The organism is Bacillus sp. J33 (assembly GCF_000518885.1).
Classification (GTDB): domain Bacteria; phylum Bacillota; class Bacilli; order Bacillales; family Cytobacillaceae; genus Cytobacillus.
The window spans coordinates 1-25,870 of sequence record NZ_JAEL01000059.1 but is presented as its reverse complement, the minus strand read 5'-3'; the positions used below and the strand labels follow the sequence as shown (position 1 = coordinate 25,870).

The following is a 25,870-nucleotide window of genomic DNA, read 5'->3' as shown; positions in this document are numbered from 1 at the left end:
AGTGCCTCGTGCTGAAATCAACAGGCAAATTTAACAGAGCCAAAAACAAAAGGAGGCCAGCTTTATTGCAGGCCTCCTTTTCTTGCTAAAAGACAAATACATGTGCAATTAAAACAATAATCGGCAGCGTAATAATCGTTCTTTCAATAAAAATAATGAATAAATCAGTAAAGCTTAACGGAATATTAGAGCGAAGGATCAATATGCCAATTTCAGACATATAAACTAACTGTGTTAAAGATAGCCCTGCTACTACGAATCTCGTCAACTCGCTTTCAATTCCGCTGCCAATGACTGCAGGCAAGAACATGTCCGCGAATCCGACAAGCATCGTTTGGGCTGCTGCACCTGCCTCCGGCAATTGCATAAACTCCAGGATTGGAATCAGCGGGTATGAAATAAATTGGAAAACAGGTGTATATTTCGCAATGATTAAAGCTGCAGCACCTAAGCTCATCACCAGCGGAATGAGTCCCATCCAAATATCCAAAACGGTTTCCACTCCGTTGGATAAAAGCTTTTTTGGTCCTGGAGCATTTTTTGCTTTTTCAATAGCTTGCTGCCAACCCCACTTAATATTGGAAACCCCTTCTGGAATCGTTTCATCGATTCTCTTCCCTACAGGTTCATAATAGGTGTCAGGCTTTCGGGATAAAGGCGGGATTCTCGGCATGATTAACGCAGCCGCTATACATGCAGCCGAGACGGTTAAGTAAAAAGGGATAAACAAATGGCCAAGCCCGACAACATTTGCTACAACCAAGCTGAAAGCAACGGAGGCAATGGAAAACGTAGTTGCAATGACAGCCGCTTCCCTTTTTGTATAAAAGCCTTCATCATATTGTTTCGTAGTCACTAATACTCCAACTGTTCCTGCTCCCATCCATGAAGCCAGTGTGTCAATCGAAGAACGGCCCGGCAAGGTAAAAAGCGGCCTCATGAATTTTTGAACAAGCGCCCCTATAAACTCCATTAATCCGAACTCCACTAATAGCGGCAGAAGAATACCCGCAAATAAGAACCAGGTTAATAAAACGGGAGCTAAATCATAAAGGACTACACCTCCTGTATTTCTATTCCAGATGAATTCCGGCCCCGCTTCCATAATGGTCATTAAACCGACTGCAAAGCCGGCAATTCTCATGGTTAAACCAAATTTCCCCGTATCAAATAAACCTTTTAGAAATTTATTTTCCATAATGAATGCTGGTTTGGCCACTCTCGCAATAATTGAAAGGCCAGCTGATACTCCGAGAATAAAAATAATAAATGCCGGCATTTGCTCGCTGAATGCATTGCTCAGTAAGGATGCTAAAATCCCAACACCTATCGTAACATCACCTTGAAACTTAACCGGAACCAAGAATAATAGAGTTCCAATCAAAGATGGAATAATAAACTTCCAATACTCTCCTGTGACCGCTTGCGGTTTTACTCTTGTCTCAGCCTTCATTCCCAATCCCCCTTTTTATTTGGCAACAACAGCTTCATGCTCTGTCAGTGCTTCGTCCAAAACGTTTAGACCTTGATCAATTTGCTCCTTGGTTACGATGAGCGGAGGAATCATTCGAATTACTTCGCCTGAGTTTCCGCATAAGTAGAATAGAACCCCTTTTTTAAGCGAGGAATTTAGAATATCCATAACCCCATTTCCATCCGGTTTTCCAGTGTGGGGGTCGATGATTTCAATGCCAATCATTAATCCTAATCCTCTTACACTGCCAATAGACGGATGCTTGGCTTTCAGCTCTTGTAATTTCTTTAAGGCGTACTCACCCATTTTTTTCGCGTTTTCCAGCAGATTTTCATTTCTTAAAATTTCCAGGGAGGCCAGTGCTGCGGAGCATGCAATCGGGTTTCCGCCAAAAGTTGTCCCATGGGCGCCCAAAGGCCATTTCTCCATCAGTTCCTTAGAGGCTACTGTCGCACTGAGCGGGAGTCCGGCAGCAATCCCTTTCGCGATCGCCATAATATCTGGTACAACATCAAATGCCTGTGCAGCAAACCACTCTCCTGTGCGGCCAAAACCAGTTTGCACTTCATCAAAAATCAGCAAAATGCCATGCCGGTCGCAAATATCCCTAATTTTCTTCATCCATCTTTTCGGGGGAATAATATAGCCGCCTTCTCCAAGAACCGGTTCAATAATCATGCAGGCCACCTCATCCGGATCCACCTGATGCTTGAAAAGTGTTTCAACGTCCTTCTCCAGTTTTCTTGGGAAGTACTCTTCAGGATCTTCCCCCTCGGGACATTCATTCAAATTTGCATAAGGAAGCTGATAGGTCAGCCACGAAGGCTGCTGGTACTTCCGGTATTTACTCTTTGAAGTGGAGACACTTAATGCCCCCATTGAGCGGCCGTGAAAACAGCCAGTGAAGGATACAACATAAGGCCTTTTTGTCACATATTTCGCCAGCTTAAGGGCTCCCTCAATTGCCTCAGTACCGCTGTTGGCAAAGAAAAAGCAATCCAGGTTTCCCGGGGTGATTTTACCCAGTTCTTCAGCGAGCCGCAAAATGGATTCATAAATGATAACCCCTGATGGACCGTGAACAAGATGATCGGCACTGTCCTTGATAGCCTGTACAACTTTCGGATGGCGATGCCCAACATTTTCTACGGCAATTCCAGAGGTAAAGTCCAGATATTCTTCCCCATCTGCACCGTAGTAGCAACAGCCTTCCGCTTTCACCACCGGCAAATTCGGGTGGTCTTTTGCCATGCTTGGCGCCAATAAATTCGAAATGTTCCCAACAAGATGACTCCAATTTTCTCCGTTCATCCTTTTCCCTCCTGAATCGTGCATAAATGTAAAATGAACTCTGTGTTATTCTTTAATGCAATATTCATGCCAATTCATGTATTAACAATCATATTTTTTTAATTTTCTTACTACTGAAGGCTGACTAATGCCCAATGCGTTCGCTATTTCAGTTGTTGTCCTAAAGCGTTTTTTAGCATTTATTAAAACTTTTCTTTCCACATTACCCAATATTTCAGTCAGCGATAATCCTTCTAAATGGATAAATTCCTCTTTTTTCTCCTGCATATGGTATTCATAAGGCAGATCATCCTTTGTAATGATTGAATTCCTGCTTGTAACAATCAGCCTCTCCATTAAATTCTCAAGTTCTCTTACATTCCCTTTCCATTCAAGCTGGAGAAGATGGTCAACCAAAGCTTTATCCAGCTGGCGCTCCCGGTTATGCCGCTTTGAAATCAAATGAAGAAAATAGTGGATTAAAGCAAATAAATCTTCCTTTCTTTCCCTTAGCGGCGGAATTTTCAGCGGTACGACATTAAGGCGAAAGAACAAGTCCTGCCTGAATTCCTTTGCTTCAACAGCCTTCTCAAGGTTTCTATTGGTTGCCGCCAGCAAGCGGAAGTCAGCATTAACGGGCTTTGTTCCTCCTACTCTGTAAAACTTTTTATCTTGTATAAATTTCAGCAGCTTTGCCTGAAGGTGTCCGGACAGTTCACCTATTTCGTCCAAGAAAAGGGTGCCTCCCTTCGCCATTTCGGCAAACCCCATCTTTCCTTTATTTTTAGCCCCTGTAAAAGCACCGCCTTCATAGCCAAAAAACTCGGCTTCAAAAATGGATTCGGGAATAGCGCTGCAATTGACTTCAATAAAAGGTCCGTCCTTGCGGATGCTGTTGTGGTGGATCCATTTGGCAAGAGCTGATTTTCCGACGCCTGACTCACCTAAGAGCAAAACCGTGACATCCACATCTCTTATTCTTCTAACCGTTTCTGCAATATTTTTCATTTCCTGGCTATCAGCAATCATCCCGTCAATTTTGATGCTTTTTTCCCGGAGAAGGTCTAGCTCGCTTTTTACCCTGGCCATTTCCTCTTCCACGCTATTTAAATACTCTTTTATGACAAGGAGCTCTGATACATCATAGGAGTAGCTGACAATTTGATCGATGTTCCCCATTTCATTAAATACCGGGATGCCTGTAACTAATATCTTTTTTCCAGTCGATGCCTTCTGAACTAATATGACTTTCTTCTTTTTCTTTAAAACTTCCGGTGTAATGGCAGGCTTGAAAACTCCTTTTCTCTCAAGCTCGTATACGGATTTCCCAAGAAGGGATTCCGGTTCAACTCCGTAGTGGCTTCCGCTTCCCTTGCTGACTTTTATAATTATTCCGTCCGAATTCGTCACCATAATATCTTCTTCCAATGAAGAAATCACTTCTTTTTCGCTGTTCCCTTCCATAAACAAGCTATTCATTCGAAACCTCCAATAAATTATTCATTTTTGAATAATGCTGTTTCTCTTGAAATACCTTACTCTTAGCATGCACGACCACTGAATAATTCAGATTTAAATAATTATTCAGATTTGAATAACACTATACAGCAAATACATTGGAATGGGAAGATGATTACGGAAAAAATTTATAAAAATTCATCATTATGTATTAAAAAAAAGAAGACTAACATCTGGTTAGACTTCTTTGGTGTTCCATTTTCTTAAAAGGATTCCAATCACGAAGAAGAGCCATACACAGTACTAAGAAAAAGGAAGCCTTACCATGCAGGCTTCCTTTTTCTTTATTGTTTCCATGTCTGTATTTGATCTGTTTCCAATATTCCAATGGTCACATCACTAATATCAGGATCATCAAGCAATTTATTCCTTACGCCAATTTTTATGTCATCAGCCACTGCAAGGGTCAGGCCTTCTACCAGTTCAATATAGCCCTCCACATGGTATCTTCTTCCTTCCTGAATCAGTCTTAGCTGTTTAATATCTACTACATCAGGGTCATCAAGAATAATTTTTGCAATGCGGTCTTCAATATCCTTTGGTGCTGCAACTCCGATTAAGCCCAATGTATTCTCAAACCCTATTTTGATGGCAATTCCAACCAGTAAAATCCCAATCAAAAGTGTGCCTACCCCATCCAGAAAATATAGACCTGTAAAGTGGGCAATGAGAATGGATATAAGGGCAAGGAGTGCTCCAAAGGTAGCAATGATATCCTCATAAAACACGAGTCGTGTTGGAGGTGTGGCAAGCCCGACTTTTTTAAAGGCATTAGGGACAATCCCCAATCCCTTAACAGGTGTACGGGTTTCATGGGCAATTTCCTTCATGGCTTTTGCTAATATGAACCCATCAATCAGGACTGCCAGCGTCATAACACCAACATTAAGCCAGAGATCCGTAGAAGCTTTAGGATGCTGAATCAGCTCCCAGCCCTTATGTATGGTTTCATACGCCATGATAGAGATAACAATAACCGCTATTAGTACAAAAAGATTTATAACACGGCCAAAACCTGTAGGAAACCTCTTCGTTGGAGCCTTTTCCGCAAGCGCGCTACCAAAAAAGACAAACCCCTGGTTAAGTGCATCAGCAGCAGAGTGGAGGGTTGTAGCGAGCATAGTCCCGCTGCCGCTCACAATAGCTGCCGCTCCTTTGGCAATCGCCAATACCGTGTTTCCGAGTGCGGCCATTCCAGAGGACTTATTTCCTTTTTTCAGCAAAGCAATCACTGACATTTTACCACCGCCATATTCTTTATTTATTTTATTGATACCCTCCTATGCGGAATCTGAATCATGATTTTTTACAAGGCAAGTTTAAGTAAAATAAAAAGAGCTAACGTTTCCATTAGCTCCTTACACCTATTTTGCCAGCGAATGCTTAAAGGCATAGATAACCGCCTGTGTCCGGTCCTGTACCTGCAGCTTGCTTAAGATGTTGCTTACATGTGTTTTGACCGTTTTTAAGGCAATGAAAAGCTCATCTGCGATTTCCTGGTTCGTTTTTCCTTCTGTCATTAAAAGAAGGATTTCCATTTCACGGCTGGTAAGCTCTTCATGGGGCAGCTGCTGGTTTTTCTGCCGCATTTTCACCATCATTTTGCCAGTTACCTCAGGCTCCAGCACGGATTGGCCACGGTAGGTCGACCGGACTGCTTCAGCAATCTCACTGGCTTTTGAGGTTTTCAGCATATAGCTTGTAGCTCCTGCTTCCAGTGCAGGATATACCTTTTCATCATCAAGAAAGCTTGTCACAATAATGATCTTCGCTTCCGGCCACTGCTCAATGATCCTTCTTGTTGCTTCAATCCCATCCATTTCCTTCATAACCAGGTCCATTAAAATAATATCCGGGCGCAATTCTAATGCCATATCAATAGCTGTTTTCCCGTTATCCGCTTCTCCAACGACCTCAATATCAGGCTGTGCCGTCAAATAAGAAGACACTCCAATCCGAACCATTTCATGGTCATCGACAAATAACACTTTAATCATTGGCCTCACCCTCTGCATTTAGTCTTGCCTTTCCGCAGACTTTTTTTACATGATCGGAACCTTTACCTCCAGGCGTGTTCCTTTATTTTTCACACTGATAATTTTCATGCTTCCTCCAACTTCAGCTGCACGTTCATACATATTTTGCAGGCCATAGGAACCTGCCTTTGTTTCTTCAACATCAAAGCCAACTCCATCATCTGCTACACGGAGAATGGCATACTCATCCCTTTGAATAAGCAGCACTTCCAGACTATGCGATTTCGCATGGCGGAGCGTGTTGGATACTGCCTCCTGAAGAATGCGGAACAAATGGTCCTCCACCCCTTTATCCAAAGGAAAATTTTCCACCTTCCATTCGATCTCCAGCGCAACTTTTTGAAGCAATTCCACTAGCAGTTCTTCAATTCCTTCTTGCAGTGTTTTGCCTTTCAATGCGGCCGGACGCAGATGCAGCAGCAAAGCGCGCATTTCAAGCTGAGACTGGTGAATCATTTCCTCTACCATCTTCAGCTGCTTCGCCTGCCTGTCTTCAGGATCCTGCTGGCTTTCCGTTATAGCCGACATCATCATGGATGCAGCAAAAAGCTGCTGGCTGACTGAATCATGAAGCTCACGTGCCAGCCGATTCCGTTCCTGGGAGACAATTTCCTGCATCCGGCTCTCAATATCTTCAGCTTTTTCATTGGCCAGCTTTTGCGAGATTTTTGCCTGTTCTGTTATATGTTTTTGGATTTTGCCAGCCCTGCCGGCTATGGATTGCAATTCTTTCCCGGCATCAAGTATATCCGCACCCAACTGGCGCCCTTCTTCCACTTGATGAAGCATGTAATCGACAGCGAGAAGCTTACGGCGCCAATATATACCTGACATCATTCCAAAAATTAATCCGATTGCCAGGCTAACGCTTGGGACGAATATGATAAAAGGAATATCAAGAATTTCAGTCTCCCATAAATCCCCCCAGCCAGGCATTGGAAACATGGTAAAAAAGGAAGCTGTCAGGATCCCAAGGATCAGCAGAGACATGCCGGCTCCCCAGACAATTTGCCGCTGGATGATACTCATACGCGCTTCACCTCGATATCGCCTACCAGCAAAGAGGTGAGAATTTTGATTCGCTGCCCTGACTTTTCATATCCTGGAGTCTGCAGCTGTAGGGATTGGTTGAAAAGCTTTGATTCTTTGAATTCCAATATTTTGGCTGCTCCGACAATCCCTGAGTGGTTCACACTTACTTCGACATCATACGGTACCAGCACCTGGACATTTCCAATGAAGTTACGGATGAAAATAACGGTTTCTCCCTTGGGAATAACAGTATAGCTCAAGTCAATGATCGTATCGCCAATTCCTGTCTGTATATTAATATCATTCCACTCATATACTTGCTCCGGCGTTTTCTGCTGACCGATAAATATATTGGAAAAAAGAGGATCCTTTTTAACAACTGTTTCTTTATGAAGATTTATACTCGGCTCTTTGAACTCCGGCTTAATCTGTTTCGGGTCCTTCTTGGATTGTGCAAACTGAATCAGCAAGTGAATCAGAATGGCAAGCAGGAAGAATTTTAACGTCATCATGCTAAATACATTGATGAAGAGAAAAATTAACCCCAGCCAGAATAGCCATTTTCCGGAGGTGCGAGGCATCCACTTTCTTCCAATATACACCATTCCAATAGGCACTAGAAGAGAGAATATCACTCCAGTATTAAAAAAGGCAATTTCCACAAAGAGGACGACAATGCCCACCAGAATGATCCAGCTCAAATAATCGCTATTAATTTTATAGTTCATGCGGCATCCCCCTTCTGTGTGTTTGGAATGATAGCAAAAGCGCAAGTTCATTCTGCCGAAGTGTTCTTGCAGAGGCAATCATTTTATAAAATCGTAAATTTCCATTTGCTAACTTAAAAAATAAAGGCCGAAAAGGCGCAGCATCCCTACGCCTTTTTAGAATACCATTTTTTGTTCATAAAATAGAACGAGTTTTTATCTTTTTCGAGAAAAAGAGATCATACTCATTTGATATTAGCTTAACGTCCTTTTTTGCTATACAGGCAGGTTTTTATTTTATTTTAGAAGATTTAACATTTTTCCAGCTTGGTTGGAAATCAATTCATGTATGTTTTTTGTTTTATCCAGAATCATTCAGGTTATCTCACAAGCTTCAAAAATCACCAAACATCCGGTACAATTCCATGTATTATACAGGCTTCTTTTCAAGCTCTTTTTCAAGCTGTGCAATGCGGGCATCAATTGTGCTGCGGTGGTGCGAGCTTTTTACCTGATGTTCCAAACGGTCAAGATAGGATTCAATTTCATTGAATCTTGAGAAAGATTTATCACCGTTGTCCTCAAGCACCTTATCCATTTGGCAGTTAGCCCGTGTAATATTCTCGCGGCCCATCAGCTCCATGCGGCGGATGTGCATATCCTTCAGTTTATGCTTCATCTCCTCATATTTTCTTTCAAGGTCACCCATTTGCTGGGAAGCTTGGTTAAGGAGATCATTTAAACGATTGGCACGCTCCTCGTATTGCATGTGCTCTTGAGAAGCAAACTGATAAAGCTCTTCTTCTCCCGCTTGCGAAGCAATTTCTGCCTGCCGTTTGCGCTTGCCGGCAAGTTCCTTCGCCTGCTCGAATTCACGAGTGAACTCTTCCTTTAAAGTATATTGGCGCTCCAAAAGCTTGCGGACCTTTTCTGTTTCACGCTCACATTCACGTAGATATTGATTTAATAGAGCAATCGGATTCTTTTTCTCCTTTTTATCCAATACCTCATGTAAATCTGCCATTACAGTTTCTTTGATTCTTGTTAATAAGTTTGCCATATTGATCTCTCCTTTAGTTTTGCTTTAATTCAGCCCATTGCTTTTCAAAATTGGCAAAAGGGTCATTGTCGTCTTCGTCTTCCATAATACTGGAGCTTGATTCATTCCATTTTTTATAGACAAGGTAAAGGACGTATGCTGCCGCAAGGCCGAGAATGGCCGGAAAATTTGATGCGGAAGCCATCAGCGCGATGAATCCGATGATCCCGTATCCGACTTTTGCCAAAGTGCTGTCTGCTTTTAAAAATTGTTTAAACACGAAGTAAAGAATCGCCGCACTTACTGCCAGCCCCACCATTGGGCCAAGATTTGATATCAGCACCATTGCTGCAATTCCACCTGCTATCAGTAATCCAAGTTTTTTCATTTTCATTTCCTCCTTTCTTGATTTCATCTTACCTGTATTTCGATTTTGCTATAACGAGCCTCAGCTTTATTTTCATATAAGACCTGAGACGTAGCAGTTGATCGGACTCTTCTGCCCAGGCTCGCAAATATGGAAAAAGAATGTATGTTAAAGCCCGTAAATGCGGGGTACAAAGGGGATATGAAAACAAAAAAGATGCCTGAACCCGCAGGTTTTTCTTACTTCAAATGAAATGGAGGTCCTCATATGTTCGGCTTTGATGATTTTATGAAGTTCATCCAGGCCTTTTTCGTGGTTTTCCCAGTCGTCACGCTTGTTCATTTATTGGGTCATATTTTCTTCGCAGCCATTTTTGGGGGCAAAGGGATCCGCATAGTGATCGGATCTGGCAATCTGCTATTTTCTCTAAGGTTTTTAGAAGTTAGACAATTTTATTTTTGGTATGGAGGGTGTGAATATACTTCTTTAAAACATAGCAATAAGGTAACCAAATCGCTTATTTTATTGGGCGGTTCCATTTTTAATGTAGCCAGTATTTTTTTGGTCAATTTTTTAATCCGGATCGATATTCTGGAAGCTTCTATGCTCTGGTATCAATTCGTCTATTTCTCCTTTTACTATGTCTTCTTCGCCTTGCTCCCGATGGATATGTCAGACGGCACACTTAGTGATGGAAAAGCGATGTACAAGCTTTGGCAAAATAAGAATAAGGATGATTCATCAGCAGACTGCCAGCATGTGAATGACGGAAAAACCAGATGAAAAGCCATGCACAAGCATAGCTCCATTTTACAAGAAATACCTGATATTAAATGGAAAAAGGAAGCCATATTCACTCAGGGCTTCCTTTATTTGAATTTCTATTTTTATAAGTTCTTCATATATATCTTTTTCGGGAAAGGAACAGAACAATCGTATACGCATTTGTTAAATTCCCTGTTTAAAACGGCTGCAGACAAAAGCATCTATTTTTTTCTGGCTCTTTTTCAGCTCTTCAACGATTTATTTCGGCCTTTATGGACTGCAATTTCCTAATCCCCTCACCAAAGAGTTATATCAATATATTTTTTATGCCAGAGAATAATTCGGGCCCCCATTAAATGGAGCAGGATTTCGGACGCTATTGGCGAATTTTTACATATGAACTTTTTTATAGAGAGGAAAAGGAAAAATGCCTCAGCTGCTAATACGCAAAACACAAATTTATAAAACAGTTATCATTATAGCGGCACTTGCTGCCGTTCTGTTTATCTTTCAATTTTTACCCGCAGAAAAGCAGGCGGCAAAACCTTTCTTTGAAACGGATCGGCCGATGGTGATTGCACACCAGGGAGGGGAGCTGTTAGCACCGTCGAACACCATGGCGGCATTCCAAGAGGCTGCCGATATGGGTGTGGATGCACTTGAATTCGATGTCCACATTACTAAAGACGGGCATTTAGTGGCTATCCATGACCCAACTGTTGATCGGACAACCAACGGCAGCGGGGGTGTAGAAGATCTGACTCTAAAGGAAATAAAGGCTTTGGATGCGGGCTATGACTTCAAAGACTTGAATGGAAAAAAAAGCTATAGAGGTAAAGGGATTTCAATCCCTGCAGTAGACGAGATTTTTGCTGCTTTTCCGGATATGAAGATGGTCATTGAAATTAAAGATGATATCCCCGCAAGCCGGATCAAGGAAGCATCGGTCAAGCTTTGGTATCTTATTGAAAAGCATGGCTTGAGTGACCAGGTATTAGTGGTTGCTTTTGACCAGGAAATCGTGGACACTTTTGCCGAAATTTCACAAGGGAAAACAGCTTTAGCAGGCGGACGGCAGGAAATTAAGAACTTTGTTATCCTGCATACATTATTTTTGCGCAGCTTTTATCATCCAAGCGTTGATGCTTTTCAGATTCCAATAAGCGAGGGCCATATGGATCTGACAGCAAAAAAATATATTGAAGGCGCTCATCGCAGAGGAATTGATATTCATTACTGGACAATTGATGATAAAGAGACCATGAAAATGCTGATCGAAAAAGGGGCAGATGGCATCATTACCAACCGGCCCGATTTAATGCTCGACCTTCTTGAAGAAATGGGATATCCTCGCTGATTCATTCCTTTTGGGCACATGAAACCTCTTCATCCTGTCCATACTAAGGTCGGAGGTGTGCCAGTGTTATGAATATTTCATGGATGTTCGGATTACTTCTTTTCATACAGTTTCATACGGCCAGTCTTCCAGAGAACTTAACGATAGAAAGTGAGGGGGAAAGCATAGCAAGCATGGAACGGGCTGAATATCAACTCCCTTTTCCAGGTATGCCCCTAATTGATTTTGAAAAGTATAATCAGTTCCTTTCTAAATTAGATGATCAGACTTACATACCTCCGGTGAATGCCTATATTGATGATGCCGGAAGAATAATCTCTGAGAAGCCGGGCAGAAAACTTCACCGCAAAGCTTTTACAGATCTTTTCTTTACATATTTTTACGAAAAAGGACCTGCAAGAGCAGAGGTTCCAATGCTTGCTGTTTACCCGCGGGTGGATCGTGATCTTCTTGCCCATATTCGTGTAAAGCAAATTGGCCAGTATGCTACGTATTTCAATCCGAACAATAAAACTCGTTCCCATAATATTAAATTGGCGGCTGAAGCCATTAATAATCATGTTGTGTTTCCAGGTGAGACATTTTCTTTTAACCGGGTAGTTGGCAAGCGTACGGTTGAAAAAGGCTATTTGCGCGCGCCGGTTATTGTTAGGGGAGAACTCTCGGAGGATATCGGAGGCGGCATTTGCCAGGTATCCTCCACGCTTTTTAACGCAGTTGACCGGGCCGGAGTCAAAGTGCTTAAGCGTTACTCCCACAGTAAAAGGGTTCCATATGTACCGCCAGGACGGGACGCAACTGTCAGCTGGTACGGCCCTGACTTTACTTTTAAAAATCGGTACAGCTACCCGCTGCTTATCCGGGCAAAAGCCATAAATGGCCAGATGGTAATCAGAGTGTTTTCTTCTGATGAAATTAAATATGAACCCCGCCTGGTGCCGAAATCTTCCAAAATGCTTCCAGAAGAAATCAGTATTGAACACGAAGCAAACACGGACTGAATCAAAAAAATAGACCGAGAATCATCATGGCCAGCCCGAAAATAGCTGACCCGCGTTTTACACTTTTATTTTGCTGCGGCTTTAAAAAGAGGCTAATGACAAAGCCTAAAGGAAGAACAAGTCCATTTACATTAAAATTAAATGATCCCAGTAAATAATAGCCAATCAGCTTTAACAATAATAACTCTTCTTCCTCTTCCCTGTTGCGGAACAATAAATAAATGCCAGCTGCCCAAATGAGCAAAGCGATGATAAACATGAATAGCACCCCCATTTATAAGTTATTCTCCTGTTTTGAGGATAGTGCTAAAAAGGAAGCAGCACCCGCCAACGATTTGACGGGTGCTGCTTCCTTGGTCTTTTCTCATAAATTGCTGTTTTTTAAAGCAGATTTTTGCCAGCAACAACTACTCCATCTTCATCTGCATACACATAGTCGCCTGGCTTCCAATCGATTCCTCCGAAGGTAACTGGAATATCCCGGTCCCCTTTTCCTTCTTTTTTGCTTTTTAAAGGATTGCTTCCAAGCGCTAAAATACCAGTCTCCAAACTGCCGAGGTCAACTGCATCCCTTACGCATCCATAAATAATGACCCCCGCAAGATTTCTTGACTGGGCAATTTCACCGAGCCGGTCTCCCATCAAGGCACACCTTTTGGAACCGCCTCCGTCAACAACCAATACATTTCCTTCTGGAATGGACTCCAGCGCCTCTTTCACCAGCACATTATCTTCAAAAACTCTTACAGTTGATATAGGGCCGGAAAACTTGCCTTTTTTTCCATATGATTTAAATTCCTGCTGGCATACCAAAAGTTCTTTGCTGTATTCATCGCATAAGTCTGCTGTTTTAAAATCCACGTAGCCTCTCCTCCTTTTTATTGCATGATGAGCGCCAGTAACTGACACATTTAACTGTCATTCTCTTTCTTTATTTCGTGATTCACTCAGCTGTTCCCTCCCTTTTTCTCAATGGAAAGGGAAAGATTATCGATTTCAGGCATATACCTTAATTAAGAAAACGCTTGCTGATAAAAAGGGGAGGTTTAAAAATGGCTTTGATGTGGACGATTACAGCAGGTTTTATGATTTCATTGGGGCTGACTGGATTCATGCTTGTCCATTTTTTAAAAGGCGCGCTGGATTCAAAAGATTCCACGTCTATTGACCCGATTCAGGAGGATTCCGCCGAGTAAGAAAAAGAGGCTGCTTTTTATGGCAGCCTCGTCGTATTTGATTCCCTTTATGTAAACGCAAAAGGGTTAGTTTTGACAATTTTTGCAATAAAAAGTTTTACGTGAGGAAATCTCTTCTTTTATGATCGGAGACCTGCATCGCAGGCATGGTTGGCCCTCCCGGTCATAAACCCTGCACTGTTCATTATATCCGCCTGTTTTGGTATCCCCTTTAAACAGAGGTTCCTCCATATAGCCACCAAATTGAATGGCCCTTGTTAAGACACCCTTCAAGGATTGATAAAGTATTTTCGTTTCATCCTCATCCAGTTCATCCGCTCTTTTCATTGGGAGCAAGCCTGCCTCAAAGCAAATTTCATCGCTATAGCAATTGCCGATTCCCGATAGGAATTGCTGATTGACAAAAGTTGTTTTCAGCATGCCCCTCCTGCTGCCAATGAGTTCCCGAAATACAGGATAGCTAAAGGTTTGATCCATGGGCTCAGGGCCCAAATCAGCCAGCTCTTTTTCCAGTTCAGCGTCCGTTAAAAGGTAAAGATATCCCAGCCTTAGCCCAATAAAATAGAGTTTTTTGTCCCCAAAAGAAATAATAACCTGTTTTGTCCGATCAGGGTTGTCCTGATCACTTCCAATATACATCCAGCCGCCTAGCATAAGGTGAAGCAGAAGATTTTTTCCGGAACTCAGCTTAAAGATGAGATGCTTGGCCCTCCGCTGAATTTCGGTTATTCCAGCATTAATCAGCTGTCTCTTAAACTGGGCTGGATTAACATTAATAGATTTTTCCCGGTTAATCTCAATGTTTGTAATCGTACGTCCAGACAGTTGTTCTGTTAACAGTCTTCGATAGGTTTCCATCTCAGGAAGCTCAGGCATAGGGTCAGCTCCTTCCAAATAATACTGATATCTTAGTATTGAATGGAACGAATCTCTTCATCCTGTTTTAGGTCTTGAATTTTTTTACATATGTTCATGTATATGTAATAATGGCTGCCTGTCCCAAAGAAAATCCAAGATGAGAACTGGAGAATAGCAGCTGAAAAAGAAAGAAGATGGCCGCCCCCGCCTGTTCATCAACCAATCCATATCCCGGACATAAAAGATCCACGGTGACGCCGGGAATCTTTTCGTTTAGGCTATGCCTCGGCCAATTGCCTGATTAATCTGGGCAATAATATCTTCTGAATGCTCTATGCCGATTGAGATGCGCACAACTTGCTTCGTGATGCCAAGCTCCCTGCAGGTTTCCGGAGGCAGCGCCCGGTGAGATGTCGTCAGCGGGTGGGATACAGATGTTTCAACACCTGCCAGAGTCGGAACAATTTTAATCCATCCCAGACCTTTAAAAAATTCATTCACATCGATATGATCCGCCAGCTCAACCGTTACAATTGCTCCAAACCCTTGTTCACCCTTCAAAAAAGGATAATAGACGTTTTTAATATTCTTATTTTCCTTCAAAGCCTCTGCTACTTGTTTGGCGTTTGAGGATTGCTGCTTCATCCTGAGGGCAAGGGTTTTCGCTCCCCTGCAGGTCAGCCAAGCCTCAAAGGGACTGAGGTTTGCTCCAAGGTTTACGATTTTCCCGCGTGCTTTGCCAATTAGTTCTTCATCTCCAGCCAGAACACCAGCTGTAATATCACTGTGACCCCCAATATATTTGGTTGCGCTGTGAACCACTAAATGTATGCCCTTAAGATAAGGCTGGCAATGGTATGGGGTTGCAAATGTATTATCAATTAGCGATATGAGGTTGTGTTTTTTTGCAAGGCGGGCAACGCCTTCCAGATTTTCCACTCTCAATAACGGATTTGTGATGGATTCGGAGTAAAGAAGCTTTGTATTCTTGCGGATTGCTTCCTCAACTTTTGCCATATCTGAAAAAGAAACGAATGTTACTTCAATTCCCAGCTGCGTCAGCTCTTCTTTAATCAAATGGAAGCTTCCGCCATATAGGTCATCCGCAGCCACAATATGGTCACCGCTTTTTACCACGGCAAGGACACCCGCAAGGATGGCTGACAAACCTGATGATGCAGCAGCCCCAGCCGGCGCCCCTTCCAGCCCGGCAATTAACTCGCCAAGCTCGTCAGTATTCGGGTTCCCTACCCGGGAATATAAATAATTGCCATTTCCCTGATAAAAACCCTCTAATTCATCAAGATCATTAAAAGCAAAAGCAGAGGTTTGGTAAATAGGCGGCACTTTGCTTTTAATGGTCCTTTCGTTCTTGTTTCTCTTATGCAGAACAGCAGTTTCGAAGTTCATTTGAATGGCCCCTTTTAAAAAGAAATAAGGGCTGGACAATGCCCAGACCTTTTCGTCCTCAATAAATATGCTGAATTGTAAATTAATTTTGATAGAAAAATTATATCAAGACCGCTTTTTCGCGTCAACGAGGGAAAGGGCACCTACTTCACTTCATTCAAAAAGCTTTTTGTCCTGATTCCTGTCCTTCTTATCTTCACGATTGTGTTTACTTTCACATCGGCTTCTGCAAATTTTTCATCCCATCTATCCTCAATTTTTTTATAATCTTTATAGTCTTGCCTTTGCACCACCTCACCAAATCCAAAAATATCTGTTCCGTATTCTTCCTGTACTTTCATTATTGTTCCAGAAATGATTTCCTGCAAATGTTTTTCTGCGCAGTGATTGGACTCCGCATATGTTTCTGGCTTATCAAATTGACTATTGCCCTGGGTGCCATCCAAATAGGCTTCTGCACGTATATTTATATCTATTTTTGGCTGGCCGCCTTGCATCTCCCCTGTTATCCGTGTTTTTGTATCATAAATCCTTAATCCCAAAATATTATTTTCTCCACATTCTACTGTCAAAGATGTTTTGATTATTTTATCTTGAATCCATAGATAGTTTCTTGAATCCTCCAAAGAAAGATAGCCAGCTAACCTATCCTTTTTAAAGAAAGCAAGGGAATCAAGGATAACTAGGGCATCCGGAGTTACTTTTTTCATATTTTCGGAGCTGAGTCCCTTCTCCGGATCTCCAAGGATGGTAACTGCCGCCATCACAGGCTGCCTTCCTGAGGAAGTCCAGGATCTGATGACATCATTCATCCTCACCCCTGGGTCGCCGCCCCAATCCTTCATCATAGTATCAAGCTGAGTATGGAGCTTTAATGATGATGATTTTTGAAATTGATAGGTTACCCTTAAGATATCAGCTCCCCTGACCCCTCTTGAAACTAAAATATTGAAGTCATCCCGAATTTCTCTGTTTCTTTCCAGAAAATCAATAAAGTTAATGATTCCTTCCTTGGCCAGTTCCTCTCCAATGATTAAGGTTCTCATATGTGAATAGATTAAATGCCTTGAAATTCCTTCATTTACTTTATAGGTTAGCTCTGCGAGCGAATTGCCCTCTGCCTCATAAACAATGGAAGGAGCAAATCCGCTGGCCGTCTGTTTATTTAATTCAGTCGCATTAATGCCCTCCACTGTCAGAATATATTTATCGTTTTCTCCTTTATCTACAGCCATTCCTGTCACAACAGTTATTTCTCCCAGCTCTCTCTGGTCCCAGCATCCTGCAAGCAAAAAAATGGCCAAAACAAAAATGGCTATGCCCACGGCCTTTTTCAATTTGCCCCCTCCCCTTTTATTGGCGGAGGAGACGGAGACCCTGTTTTTGGTTTTTTCTCAGGACTTTGGGTTTTTAAATAGGAAGGCCTTTTGTTCATGCTCCAGAAAGGAAAGCGGAAGAAAACATCTTTCTGCTCCTCAATAATAAATGGAGCAACCGGCGATAGATAAGGAACCCCAAACGATCGCAGCGAGCTTAAATGGGCAACGATAAAAACAAGGACAATCAGCACGCCATAGAGGCCAAGTATGGCTGAAACAATAATCAGCATAAAGCGCAAAAGCCTTGCTGCCGCAGCAAAACTGTAGGTAGGCGAAACAAAATTGGCTATCGCTGTGATGGCAACGATGATAACCATGATATTCGATATGATTCCCGCCTCTGCCGCTGCCTGCCCAATTACAAGCGCTCCAACTATAGAGACAGTCTGCCCGACAGCCCTTGGCATCCTTACTCCAGCTTCACGCAGAATTTCAAATGTCACTTCCATGATCAGCACCTCGATCACTGCCGGAAAAGGCACCCCTTCACGCTGGGCAATAATCCCCAGCAGAAGCGGAGTTGGCAGAAGTTCATGATGAAAGGTTAAAATGCCTACATATAAAGAAGGCGTGATCAGCGCAATCATAAAAGATAAATACCTGATCACCCTTAAAAAACTGCCCATCATAAAATTTTGATAATAATCCTCTGCAACTGAAAAGAAATCAACAAGGACAGCTGGAACCAGTAATACAAACGGGGTCCCATCAACCAAAATGGCAATCTTCCCATCCAGCAGATTGGCTGCCACGGCATCAGGCCTTTCTGTATTAAGCGCCAGCGGGAAAGGTGTAGCTGTTTTATCCGCGATCAGCTCTTCTATATTGCCAGATTCGAATATGGCATGTACCCTAAGGCTGTTCAGCCTTTTGCGGACCTCCTGGACGATCTTTACATTTGAAATGCCTTCCATATAGCTGATATATACAGAGGTGTGGGTTTCGCTTCCGATTGTAAATTTTTCAAAGCGAAGATTCCTATTTTTAACTCTTCTTCTTATGAGGCTTACGTTTGTTGAAATCGATTCAACAAATCCATCCTTTGGCCCCCTAATAACCGTCTGGGTGCTGGGTTCTGTGATTGAACGATCTTCACTGCTTGGCACGGAAAGGGAGATCGCCTTGCCCAGACCTTTAAAAACGATAATGATATTTCCATAAAGCATGGCTGTAATGATATCATCAAACGTTTCAATAAGCTGGTAGCCCGCTCCTCCAAATTTCTCCTTCCATAAGGATTTCAGGTCATCCTCAGTTGTCAGCTTAATGCCATCATGCTTTCCGTTTAATGATTGCCAAATGGCTTCTTTTAGAAGATTGGTATCAACCATGCTTGTAAGATAAATAATCAGAGCATCCTTGCCTTCGGTTTTCAGCTCATCCATGCTTAAATCGATTGTACTTCCAAACTCATTTTTAACTTTTTCCTGCAGTTCCTCCAGGCTTAGAGATGTAAGGTCTTCCCCAGCGTTCGGCGGTTCTTCCGTTTGGACAGGAAGCTCTTTCTTCTTTCTTATTTTTAATAGGGATTTAAGAATACTCAAAACTTCATCTCCTTTGCGCTGGATTTAGGCTTCTTCTTTCTCAGCTTCCAGACTAAAATGAGCAGCAGAAATGATGGCAAGCCAAATTGCATCGGCAGGTGCAGGTAATATGGCACCAGCTCTAACCCCTCCTGCCAATGGTCGCCGAAATTCACCGAAATCAGAATAGAAAAAGCGGATACGATCATGGCAACCGGCAGGGAAAAATACCGGTATGGAAGCTGAAAGGTATATTCCAGGCCTTTTAATCCTGCAAACATAAAAACAGAACCTTTAATCAAAATGCCGAGCATCATAATAAAAACAACCAAGGCATCAATTCGCTCAATAAAATTTCCAATTGAGACCTCCCGAGCAGAACTCAGCATCGGAAAATTAGAGCGAAGCAAAGCATCCACCCCTAATGTGACAATCATCAAAAACATGGCAAACAATAGGAGCGCACCAGCAATCCCCACTCCCATTAAAGAAACTCGCATACAATATTTAAAATTAGTCACAGCCGGAAGAATTAATGTAAATGCAATTAATTCCCCAAACGGAAAGACAATCAAAGTTGGAAACAGAGCCTTTATAACGGGCTGAAAGCCGTCTGCCAATACTGGCTGGAGTTCGTATAAATTAACATTCCCGCTGGCAAACAATAGGATGGTAAGAAGAAAAAGAAAGCCAAATAAATACGGGGTGAAAATTTCAGACGTCCTCCCCAGCACCTCAATTCCCAAATATAAGATATAAGCCATCAGTAGGCATATCGTAAGGGAAATAATCTCAATAGGAGTTGAAGGCAGGATGGCTGAAGCAATCAGTTCGCCAAAGTCGCGGACTACCCGGCAGGCAAGGTAAAGAAAATAGATAATATATAAAGCTGTAATCATAATAGCGATAGGCCTGCTAAAGCAGAACTCCATAATTTCAAACAGATTTTTTCCTGGCATCCGGCTGATAATATAGTAATAGTAAAGCATCACCCCAAGCCCGATCACAACGGCAATGGAAATGGCAATCCATGCGTCCTTTTTTGCATCCCCGCCAACCCCAACCACAATGGCACTGCCTAAAAGGAAATTGATCAATAAAGTCAGCAGCTGGCTGAGAGAGATATTCTCCTTTAACATTTAATCACCATTCCTTTTTTAAGGCTGTGTTACTTCTCAATATTGGTATCAGCACCTGTTGATTAGAGCAGAAGGCACGAGATCGATTTAAAAAGTTTTTAACACAATCAAACGGTTATGGAATAATAAGTGCTGGATATTTGCCAAGTATCCTAACATTTTTTCCCATGACATCCCCATTAAAATCAAAACTCACTCTATTTTAAGAGGAACCTGATTTTTTCCTGGCTTTTAAAATACGAAAATCAGTTATAAGGCTGGACACCAATCCAGCTAAAAGTGTGGCAACAAGAATCATTCTTCCCGTGGCAATCTCCGTAAACAGCAAATTCCACAAGGCTTCCCAAAAGGTATAATTTAAAATTTTCATATCAAATAATGCCGCTAAAGCCGCCATTAGCGCAAAAATTGTCATAAAGCTAAATGTAACCATCACAAATACCCCATTAACATTCGATACTGTTTATCATTTCACGCACTGCACATTTTATCCAAAATTACAATAAAAACCCCTCTCCCGTCAGGAGAAGGGTTCATATCATCGCTTGCTGTCAGTGTGAATGATCCGGTGTTTTATATCTGCTGCATCCAGCCCATTTCCCAATGATCCAAACGCTTTGCCGGCATGTGGGTCGATCAGGTCAAATTGTTTAAAATATACCCTTGGTGTCTTCCACAAGGCAGCCAGCGCCCTTGTTAATGGCATTTCATGGTAGCGTTCCGGCCACATGGATTTAATATGCTTTTTTACAAGGGGGTAATATTTAGGGCTCATGCCCGGAAAAAGATGATGCTCCGTGTGGTAGGAAAAATTAAAATGCAGAACATCCACCCATTTCGGAACGGTTACCGTCAAACTGTTTGCAAGCGGATCATTGACAGGTGTCAAAGGATTTAAACGATGGTTGGTGGCAATATAGCTCATGACAATAAAGTTGGCAATAAGAAGCGGCAGCAGAAACGCATAAAACCACTTTACCGGACCGATAACGAAAAGCAGCGTAATCCATGTTGCCCACGGCAAAATTAGCTGAGTCCATACCGCCGGCCGCTTTGCCGGTTTAAATTCCTTTATATAAAGCGTAAACATTTTTAAGCCATGCATCGTAAATTGGATGGTTAAAGACAGGAAACTGAAGAATGCCCGGAAAGAAAAAGGCAGCCTATAGACCCATCTGAGAAATGGTTTCTGCAGGACTTTTTCGAATGTCGGCCAGGCATCCGGATCTCTCTCTTCATCTTGTGTATGTACATGATGCGTCAGGTTGTGCCACTTCCTCCATAAGGCGGGCCCTGTACTTAACGGCCAGAACGCAATCGCTCCAAGCAAATCACGAAGCCATGCTTTCCTGACTACCGTGCCATGAAGAATTTCATGACCAAGAAAACCCATGGCAGCAAAACTCGATCCAAGAATAATGGCAATCAGCAGACTGAATAGCGGATGCAAATCAAATAATGAAATCGCCAGAAACCCTCCAATCACAATCAGCAAATAAGCAAGCCCTCCCCATAGGCGGGCCGGTACAGGTTTGAACGCCTTTTTTGGCATTAACGGTGCAATCCTCGCCGCATACCAGCCAAAACTGTGAAGCTCTTTCATAAACTGAAACTCCTTTCTAAGTTGTTAATTCGCTTAAATAGTTCCCTGTATCGGGGCTTTTTAATCTTGTTGGAGTTTACTTTTTTGATTGGAGTTTTTGGTGTACACGAGATGAGTTATTGCGTCGGCCGGGCGGGAGATTGCATCGTTTTCCTGATTTTTGCTTCGTGGTTAGTTGGATTTGCGGCTTATTTGCTTGGATTTGTGACAGCACCACTTTTTTGCAGCGTTCGAGCGGGGGATTGAGGCGTCCTCCTGATTTTTTCGTCGTCTCGCAATTTTCATAAGGGCATGTAATCTTCACTTTTAACTTGAACCTGATTAATTTTAAGTTGATTGGGTATGGTTTAGATAGAGACTGGAATTTGTATACAAATAGAGTTTACAGGAAAAATTATGAATGAATATGACGTTACGTTACAGGAGGATAGGTATGACGACATCAAACTACCAAATGCCCCAATATCCGGAGCCTTATTGGCGAGAAGAAGAACTTCCGGCTTTTGACAGACTCAGAGAAGATGCACAAACGGAAATTGCAATTGTAGGAGGCGGCATAACCGGTATAACAGCTGGCTATCTCCTTGCCAAAGAAGGATTCAAAGTAACCATCCTGGAAGCCGGCAATATTTTAAATGGCACAACCGGTCATACGACCGCAAAGGTTACAGCCCAGCACGGATTAATATATGATGAGTTTATCAGCCACTTTGGCGAAGAGAAAACCAAATTGTACTATCAAGCTTCAACAGACGCGATTGAATTTATTCGAAATACTGTTTCGGAAAAACAAATTGACTGTGATTTAAGCACTGAAGAGGGCATCATTTATGCTGTTTCTGACCAATATGCAAAAAAAATAGAAAAAGAGTGGCAGGCATACGAAAAGCTTGGAATTAACGGCGGGATGAAGGACAGCATCCCTTTTAATATCAGTACAAAAGCAGTGCTCGCTATGCATAATCAGGCACAATTCCATCCGCTTAAATATTTGAAAGTGCTGCTTAAAGAGTTTATTGGCATGGGGGGAACGGTTTACGAGAATACGACCGCTGTAAATGTAGAGGAAGGCAATTTGCCTGATGTTGTTACACGTGAAGGAAACCGCCTTAAATGCAAATATGCCATTTCTGCTTCCCACTTCCCTTTTGCAGACTTGAAGGGCTTTTATTTTGCCAGATTATATCCGGAACGTTCCTATGTCCTTGGGGTAAGAACAAATACAGACTTTCCTGGAGGTATGTATTACAGCGCTGATTCGCCTACCCGTTCATTAAGGTATACTCCTTATAACGGGGATAAATTGATTCTTGTCAGCGGAGACAGCCATAAAACAGGGCACGGACCGGATACATTGAAACATTACCTGGCTCTGGAAAGCTTTGCGGAAGAGGTGCTTGGCATTACCGATTATCCTTACCGCTGGTCCACCCAGGATTTATACACATTGGATAAAGTGCCTTATATTGGTCCTATTACTGCCAAGCAAAAGAATATTTTTATCGCAACAGGCTTCCGTAAATGGGGAATGACCAACAGTACCGCAGCAGCCCTGCTGATTAAAGATTTGATTATGGAAAAAGAAAATCCATATGCCGAACTGTTTAGTCCATCAAGATTCCAGGCAGATCCAAGCATTAAGAAATTCATCGCAACAAACACGGATGTAGCCGGACAGCTGATTAAGGGAAAGCTTGAATTTGTGCCTAAGGAAACAACTGATTTGGAGAATGACGAAGGCGGAGTCGTGATGATTAAAGGCCAGCGTACAGGAGCCTATAAAGATCCTGACGGCCAATTGCATCTAGTGGATACGACCTGTACTCATATGGGCTGTGAATGCGAGTGGAACCACGGAGACCGTACCTGGGATTGCCCATGCCATGGCTCCCGCTTTTCCTATGACGGATCAGTCATCGAAGGCCCTGCTGAAAAACCGCTCAAAAAAGTGGATTCCGATTAAATTAAGAATACCAGGCACCGATACCAGTTAAGCAAACTGGTATCGGTGCCTTTCAGAATAAAAAGATCCTCCTTCAGCTCTGCTGAAAGAGGATTTTTTTATTAGTCCTGTACGTTGTTTTCTTTCTTTTCCTTGCTTCCAGTTGTAAATTCGACTAGTTCTTCACTTGTCCTTTGCGGTCTGTGTTTATTGTTATTCCGCTGTGCATTGCCGTTTCCTAATTTTGTTCTGCCCATTTTCTCACCTGCTCCTTTTTTTCTTTTTCAAAAGTAGTATGAGTATTACGGCAGGCTGTTATTCTTTTAAAATGCTTACATGAAATTGCCAAGCTCAGGGGCTTTTCTTTTCTTTTCTTTGTCGCCTGCTCATAAGCATAAGCAAATTTAATAAGGGAAGGCTCACTATAAGCCAGTCCTGTAAAGGTAATTCCCACAGGTTCACCTTCAGGGGTGTATCCGGCAGGAACCGTAATGGATGGATATCCTGCCTTTGCTGGAATGCCTGCTCCAAAATTATTTGGGAACACAATTGCATCCAAATTATGCTCTTTCATGACATAGTCGATGCCCTGCTCAGCAGAGAAATAAATGTCCTTCTCCAATGCGGAGATATAAGCTTTTTCTGTAAGATTTCCACTGGTTGCTTCCGATTTCTGCAAAATGGTTTGGCCATATTTTAAGGCTTTTTCACTGTTTTTTTCATTAAAATCAATGACATCGGCCAGTGAGCGGATATTTAAATGCGGTGCGACAGTACGCAGGTAAGCATTCAGATCTGCCTTAAATTCATATGTCAGCACATCATATCTCCACTCCGCTTTTGCGGAAGGAATCACTACTTCCTCTACAGCCTCTGCTCCCAGTTTTTTCAATTGGACAACCGCCTCGTTCATAACGGAGAGCTTTTCTTTGCTTAAGTATTCAAAGTAAGTCTCCCTCGCAATGCCGATACGGGCTCCTTTCAGGCCATCCTGATCGAGATATTCTGTGAAATCTCTGTTCTGCAAATCCAAATTGGTTAATGTTATCGGGTCATTCTCATCAGCTAATGATAGCACGCTCAATAAAATAGCAGCATCTTTAACCGTTCTTGCCATTGGTCCGGCTGTGTCCTGGCTATGGGCAATCGGGATAATGCCAGTCCGGCTAACTAGCCCGACAGTCGGCTTAATGCCCACAAGGGAGTTTTGGCTTGCCGGGCTTAGTATCGAACCTGATGTCTCCGTTCCGATTGCTGCCACGGCAAAATTGACTGCCACTGCTGCACCAGATCCTGCACTTGAACCCCCGGCATCAAACTTGCCCGGGCCATAAGGATTCAGAGTCTGGCCGCCTCTTGAGCTATATCCGCTTGGCATGCCCTCTGTCATAAAATTGGCCCATTCCGTCATATTCGTTTTTCCCAGAATAACCGCTCCTGCATTCCTTAATTGGGATGCCACAAAGGAATCTCTTTGTGCACAATGGTCCTTCAATGCAAGCGAACCAGCACTTGTATGCATTTTATCTCCCGTATCGATATTATCCTTTAGTAAAACAGGAATGCCATGAAGAGCACTCCTCGGACCTTGCTTCTTTCTCTCCGCATCAAGTGCAGCCGCTATATGCAAAGCATCCGGATTTACTTCTAGAATAGAATTGATCGAAAGGCCCTGCTTGTCTATCTGCCCGATCCTTTCCATATACAACAGAACGAGTTCTTTGGATGTAATCTCCCCGCTTTCCATCCTATCCTGCAGTTCATCTACGGTAGCTTCAAGCAATCCTTCATCATGAAACATTTTCAGCCTTGGATTCTCCATCTTCTGTACCCCTCAATCTTTAGTAAAGTAAAGCCTTACTAATAATTCGCGATGAAAGAAAAGTTATCCTTTAATAAAGGATCTGTTAAATTTACCTGTTGATTTCAGCACGAGGCACTCGCTTTCCGCGGGCGGTCCGACGCTCCTCGGTGCATTCGCACCTGCGGGGTCTCCCGCTGACACGCTTCTCCCGCAGGAGTCTCGNACCTTCCGCTCCAATCAACAGGGTGCTAAAATCAACAATAAACTTTAACACAGCCTTAATAAAAAAAGTACCAGGTACCTATACCAGCTGGACAGACTGGTATAGGTACCTGGCAACTGAGCTTTTAAACGATTTGTCCTCCGCGCATAATCTTCTTCGCTAAGGTGAGGCCGAGTTCTTTGGTGAATTTTTTGAGTTCGCGTTCTT

Annotated in this window: 25 protein-coding genes; 5 read left to right on the top strand and 20 right to left on the bottom strand. The window is 42.6% G+C overall.

The genetic code is table 11. The annotated features are described in order from the left end of the window. Positions 1-85: 85 nt before the first annotated feature. The 9 genes from L634_RS0116740 to L634_RS0116700 all read right to left on the bottom strand — a co-directional run bounded on the left by L634_RS0116740 (position 86) and on the right by L634_RS0116700 (position 9,484). Positions 86-1,453: a YjiH family protein gene (locus tag L634_RS0116740; RefSeq protein ID WP_026583435.1), complete on the bottom strand. Its 1,368-nt coding sequence runs from the start codon at positions 1,451-1,453 to the stop codon at positions 86-88. A 15-nt stretch (positions 1,454-1,468) separates the two neighbouring features. After that, the gene (locus L634_RS0116735; RefSeq protein WP_026583434.1) at positions 1,469-2,785 is read right to left on the bottom strand and encodes an aspartate aminotransferase family protein; all 1,317 of its coding nucleotides are present in this window, start codon (positions 2,783-2,785) and stop codon (positions 1,469-1,471) included. 81 nt (positions 2,786-2,866) lie between these two features. Further along, a complete protein-coding gene (locus L634_RS0116730; protein ID WP_026583433.1) occupies positions 2,867-4,243 on the bottom strand; it encodes a sigma-54 interaction domain-containing protein in 1,377 nt (458 codons plus the stop codon). Positions 4,244-4,566: 323 nt separating this feature from the next. After that, complete coding sequence (locus tag L634_RS0116725) at positions 4,567-5,520, bottom strand: cation diffusion facilitator family transporter (protein WP_026583432.1); 954 nt, start codon at positions 5,518-5,520, stop codon at positions 4,567-4,569. A 126-nt stretch (positions 5,521-5,646) separates the two neighbouring features. Beyond that, complete coding sequence (locus tag L634_RS0116720) at positions 5,647-6,279, bottom strand: response regulator transcription factor (protein WP_026583431.1); 633 nt, start codon at positions 6,277-6,279, stop codon at positions 5,647-5,649. A 45-nt stretch (positions 6,280-6,324) separates the two neighbouring features. Next, positions 6,325-7,347: a sensor histidine kinase gene (locus L634_RS0116715; RefSeq protein WP_026583430.1), complete on the bottom strand. Its 1,023-nt coding sequence runs from the start codon at positions 7,345-7,347 to the stop codon at positions 6,325-6,327. Beyond that, positions 7,344-8,078 carry a cell wall-active antibiotics response protein LiaF gene (gene liaF / locus L634_RS0116710; protein WP_026583429.1) on the bottom strand — a complete coding sequence of 245 codons (735 nt, stop codon included), beginning with the start codon at positions 8,076-8,078 and terminating at the stop codon, positions 7,344-7,346. Before liaF ends, L634_RS0116715 begins: the two co-directional genes overlap by 4 nt. Before the next feature lie 409 nt (positions 8,079-8,487). Next, positions 8,488-9,117 (bottom strand): PspA/IM30 family protein, encoded by a 630-nt coding sequence (locus L634_RS0116705; RefSeq protein WP_026583428.1) that lies wholly within the window; start codon positions 9,115-9,117, stop codon positions 8,488-8,490. Positions 9,118-9,130: 13 nt separating this feature from the next. After that, entirely contained in the window at positions 9,131-9,484 is a 354-nt protein-coding gene (locus tag L634_RS0116700; protein WP_026583427.1) for a lmo0954 family membrane protein, read from the bottom strand. 246 nt (positions 9,485-9,730) lie between these two features. Between L634_RS0116700 and L634_RS0116695 the strand changes: the two genes are divergently transcribed. The 3 genes from L634_RS0116695 (at position 9,731) to L634_RS0116680 (ending at position 12,586) form a co-directional block, all read left to right on the top strand. Then, complete coding sequence (locus L634_RS0116695) at positions 9,731-10,246, top strand: hypothetical protein (RefSeq protein ID WP_026583426.1); 516 nt, start codon at positions 9,731-9,733, stop codon at positions 10,244-10,246. Between the two features lie 409 nt (positions 10,247-10,655). Further along, positions 10,656-11,585 (top strand): glycerophosphodiester phosphodiesterase, encoded by a 930-nt coding sequence (locus L634_RS0116685; protein ID WP_026583424.1) that lies wholly within the window; start codon positions 10,656-10,658, stop codon positions 11,583-11,585. A 68-nt stretch (positions 11,586-11,653) separates the two neighbouring features. After that, positions 11,654-12,586 (top strand): VanW family protein, encoded by a 933-nt coding sequence (locus L634_RS0116680; RefSeq protein WP_026583423.1) that lies wholly within the window; start codon positions 11,654-11,656, stop codon positions 12,584-12,586. A gap of 1 nt (position 12,587) precedes the next feature. On the opposite strand, the gene L634_RS0116675 is transcribed toward L634_RS0116680, so the two are convergent. Together L634_RS0116675 and rraA are read right to left on the bottom strand one after the other, a co-directional pair. Continuing rightward, a complete protein-coding gene (locus L634_RS0116675; protein WP_026583422.1) occupies positions 12,588-12,845 on the bottom strand; it encodes a hypothetical protein in 258 nt (85 codons plus the stop codon). Between the two features lie 122 nt (positions 12,846-12,967). Then, on the bottom strand, positions 12,968-13,447 hold the full coding sequence (gene rraA, locus L634_RS0116670; RefSeq protein ID WP_026583421.1) for a ribonuclease E activity regulator RraA: 480 nt from the start codon (positions 13,445-13,447) through the stop codon (positions 12,968-12,970). Between the two features lie 191 nt (positions 13,448-13,638). Here rraA and L634_RS33900 point away from each other — a divergent pair, with 191 nt between their 5' ends. Then, positions 13,639-13,782, top strand: coding sequence for a hypothetical protein (locus tag L634_RS33900; RefSeq protein ID WP_198029783.1), 144 nt, complete (start codon positions 13,639-13,641; stop codon positions 13,780-13,782). A 66-nt stretch (positions 13,783-13,848) separates the two neighbouring features. On the opposite strand, the gene mutM is transcribed toward L634_RS33900, so the two are convergent. The 7 genes from mutM to L634_RS0116630 form a co-directional block, all read right to left on the bottom strand. Continuing rightward, positions 13,849-14,658 (bottom strand): bifunctional DNA-formamidopyrimidine glycosylase/DNA-(apurinic or apyrimidinic site) lyase, encoded by an 810-nt coding sequence (gene mutM / locus L634_RS0116660; protein WP_026583420.1) that lies wholly within the window; start codon positions 14,656-14,658, stop codon positions 13,849-13,851. 255 nt (positions 14,659-14,913) lie between these two features. Next, a complete protein-coding gene (locus tag L634_RS0116655) occupies positions 14,914-16,050 on the bottom strand; it encodes a trans-sulfuration enzyme family protein (protein WP_026583419.1) in 1,137 nt (378 codons plus the stop codon). A 143-nt stretch (positions 16,051-16,193) separates the two neighbouring features. Further along, the gene (locus L634_RS0116650) at positions 16,194-17,387 is read right to left on the bottom strand and encodes a Ger(x)C family spore germination protein (RefSeq protein WP_026583418.1); all 1,194 of its coding nucleotides are present in this window, start codon (positions 17,385-17,387) and stop codon (positions 16,194-16,196) included. Continuing rightward, the gene (locus L634_RS0116645; RefSeq protein WP_026583417.1) at positions 17,384-18,973 is read right to left on the bottom strand and encodes a spore germination protein; all 1,590 of its coding nucleotides are present in this window, start codon (positions 18,971-18,973) and stop codon (positions 17,384-17,386) included. Before L634_RS0116645 ends, L634_RS0116650 begins: the two co-directional genes overlap by 4 nt. Next, positions 18,970-20,091 carry a GerAB/ArcD/ProY family transporter gene (locus L634_RS0116640; RefSeq protein ID WP_026583416.1) on the bottom strand — a complete coding sequence of 374 codons (1,122 nt, stop codon included), beginning with the start codon at positions 20,089-20,091 and terminating at the stop codon, positions 18,970-18,972. Before L634_RS0116640 ends, L634_RS0116645 begins: the two co-directional genes overlap by 4 nt. Positions 20,092-20,293: 202 nt before the next feature. After that, a complete protein-coding gene (locus tag L634_RS0116635; RefSeq protein ID WP_026583415.1) occupies positions 20,294-20,524 on the bottom strand; it encodes a hypothetical protein in 231 nt (76 codons plus the stop codon). A 105-nt stretch (positions 20,525-20,629) separates the two neighbouring features. Beyond that, positions 20,630-21,694 carry a fatty acid desaturase family protein gene (locus L634_RS0116630; RefSeq protein ID WP_026583414.1) on the bottom strand — a complete coding sequence of 355 codons (1,065 nt, stop codon included), beginning with the start codon at positions 21,692-21,694 and terminating at the stop codon, positions 20,630-20,632. Positions 21,695-22,127: 433 nt separating this feature from the next. Between L634_RS0116630 and L634_RS0116625 the strand changes: the two genes are divergently transcribed. Continuing rightward, on the top strand, positions 22,128-23,657 hold the full coding sequence (locus L634_RS0116625; RefSeq protein WP_026583413.1) for an FAD-dependent oxidoreductase: 1,530 nt from the start codon (positions 22,128-22,130) through the stop codon (positions 23,655-23,657). A 101-nt stretch (positions 23,658-23,758) separates the two neighbouring features. On the opposite strand, the gene L634_RS34685 is transcribed toward L634_RS0116625, so the two are convergent. Both L634_RS34685 and L634_RS31315 read right to left on the bottom strand, forming a co-directional pair. Beyond that, positions 23,759-23,893 (bottom strand): hypothetical protein, encoded by a 135-nt coding sequence (locus L634_RS34685; protein WP_258549819.1) that lies wholly within the window; start codon positions 23,891-23,893, stop codon positions 23,759-23,761. Beyond that, positions 23,875-25,458: an amidase family protein gene (locus L634_RS31315; protein WP_084028925.1), complete on the bottom strand. Its 1,584-nt coding sequence runs from the start codon at positions 25,456-25,458 to the stop codon at positions 23,875-23,877. Before L634_RS31315 ends, L634_RS34685 begins: the two co-directional genes overlap by 19 nt. Between the last annotated feature and the right edge of the window lie 412 nt (positions 25,459-25,870).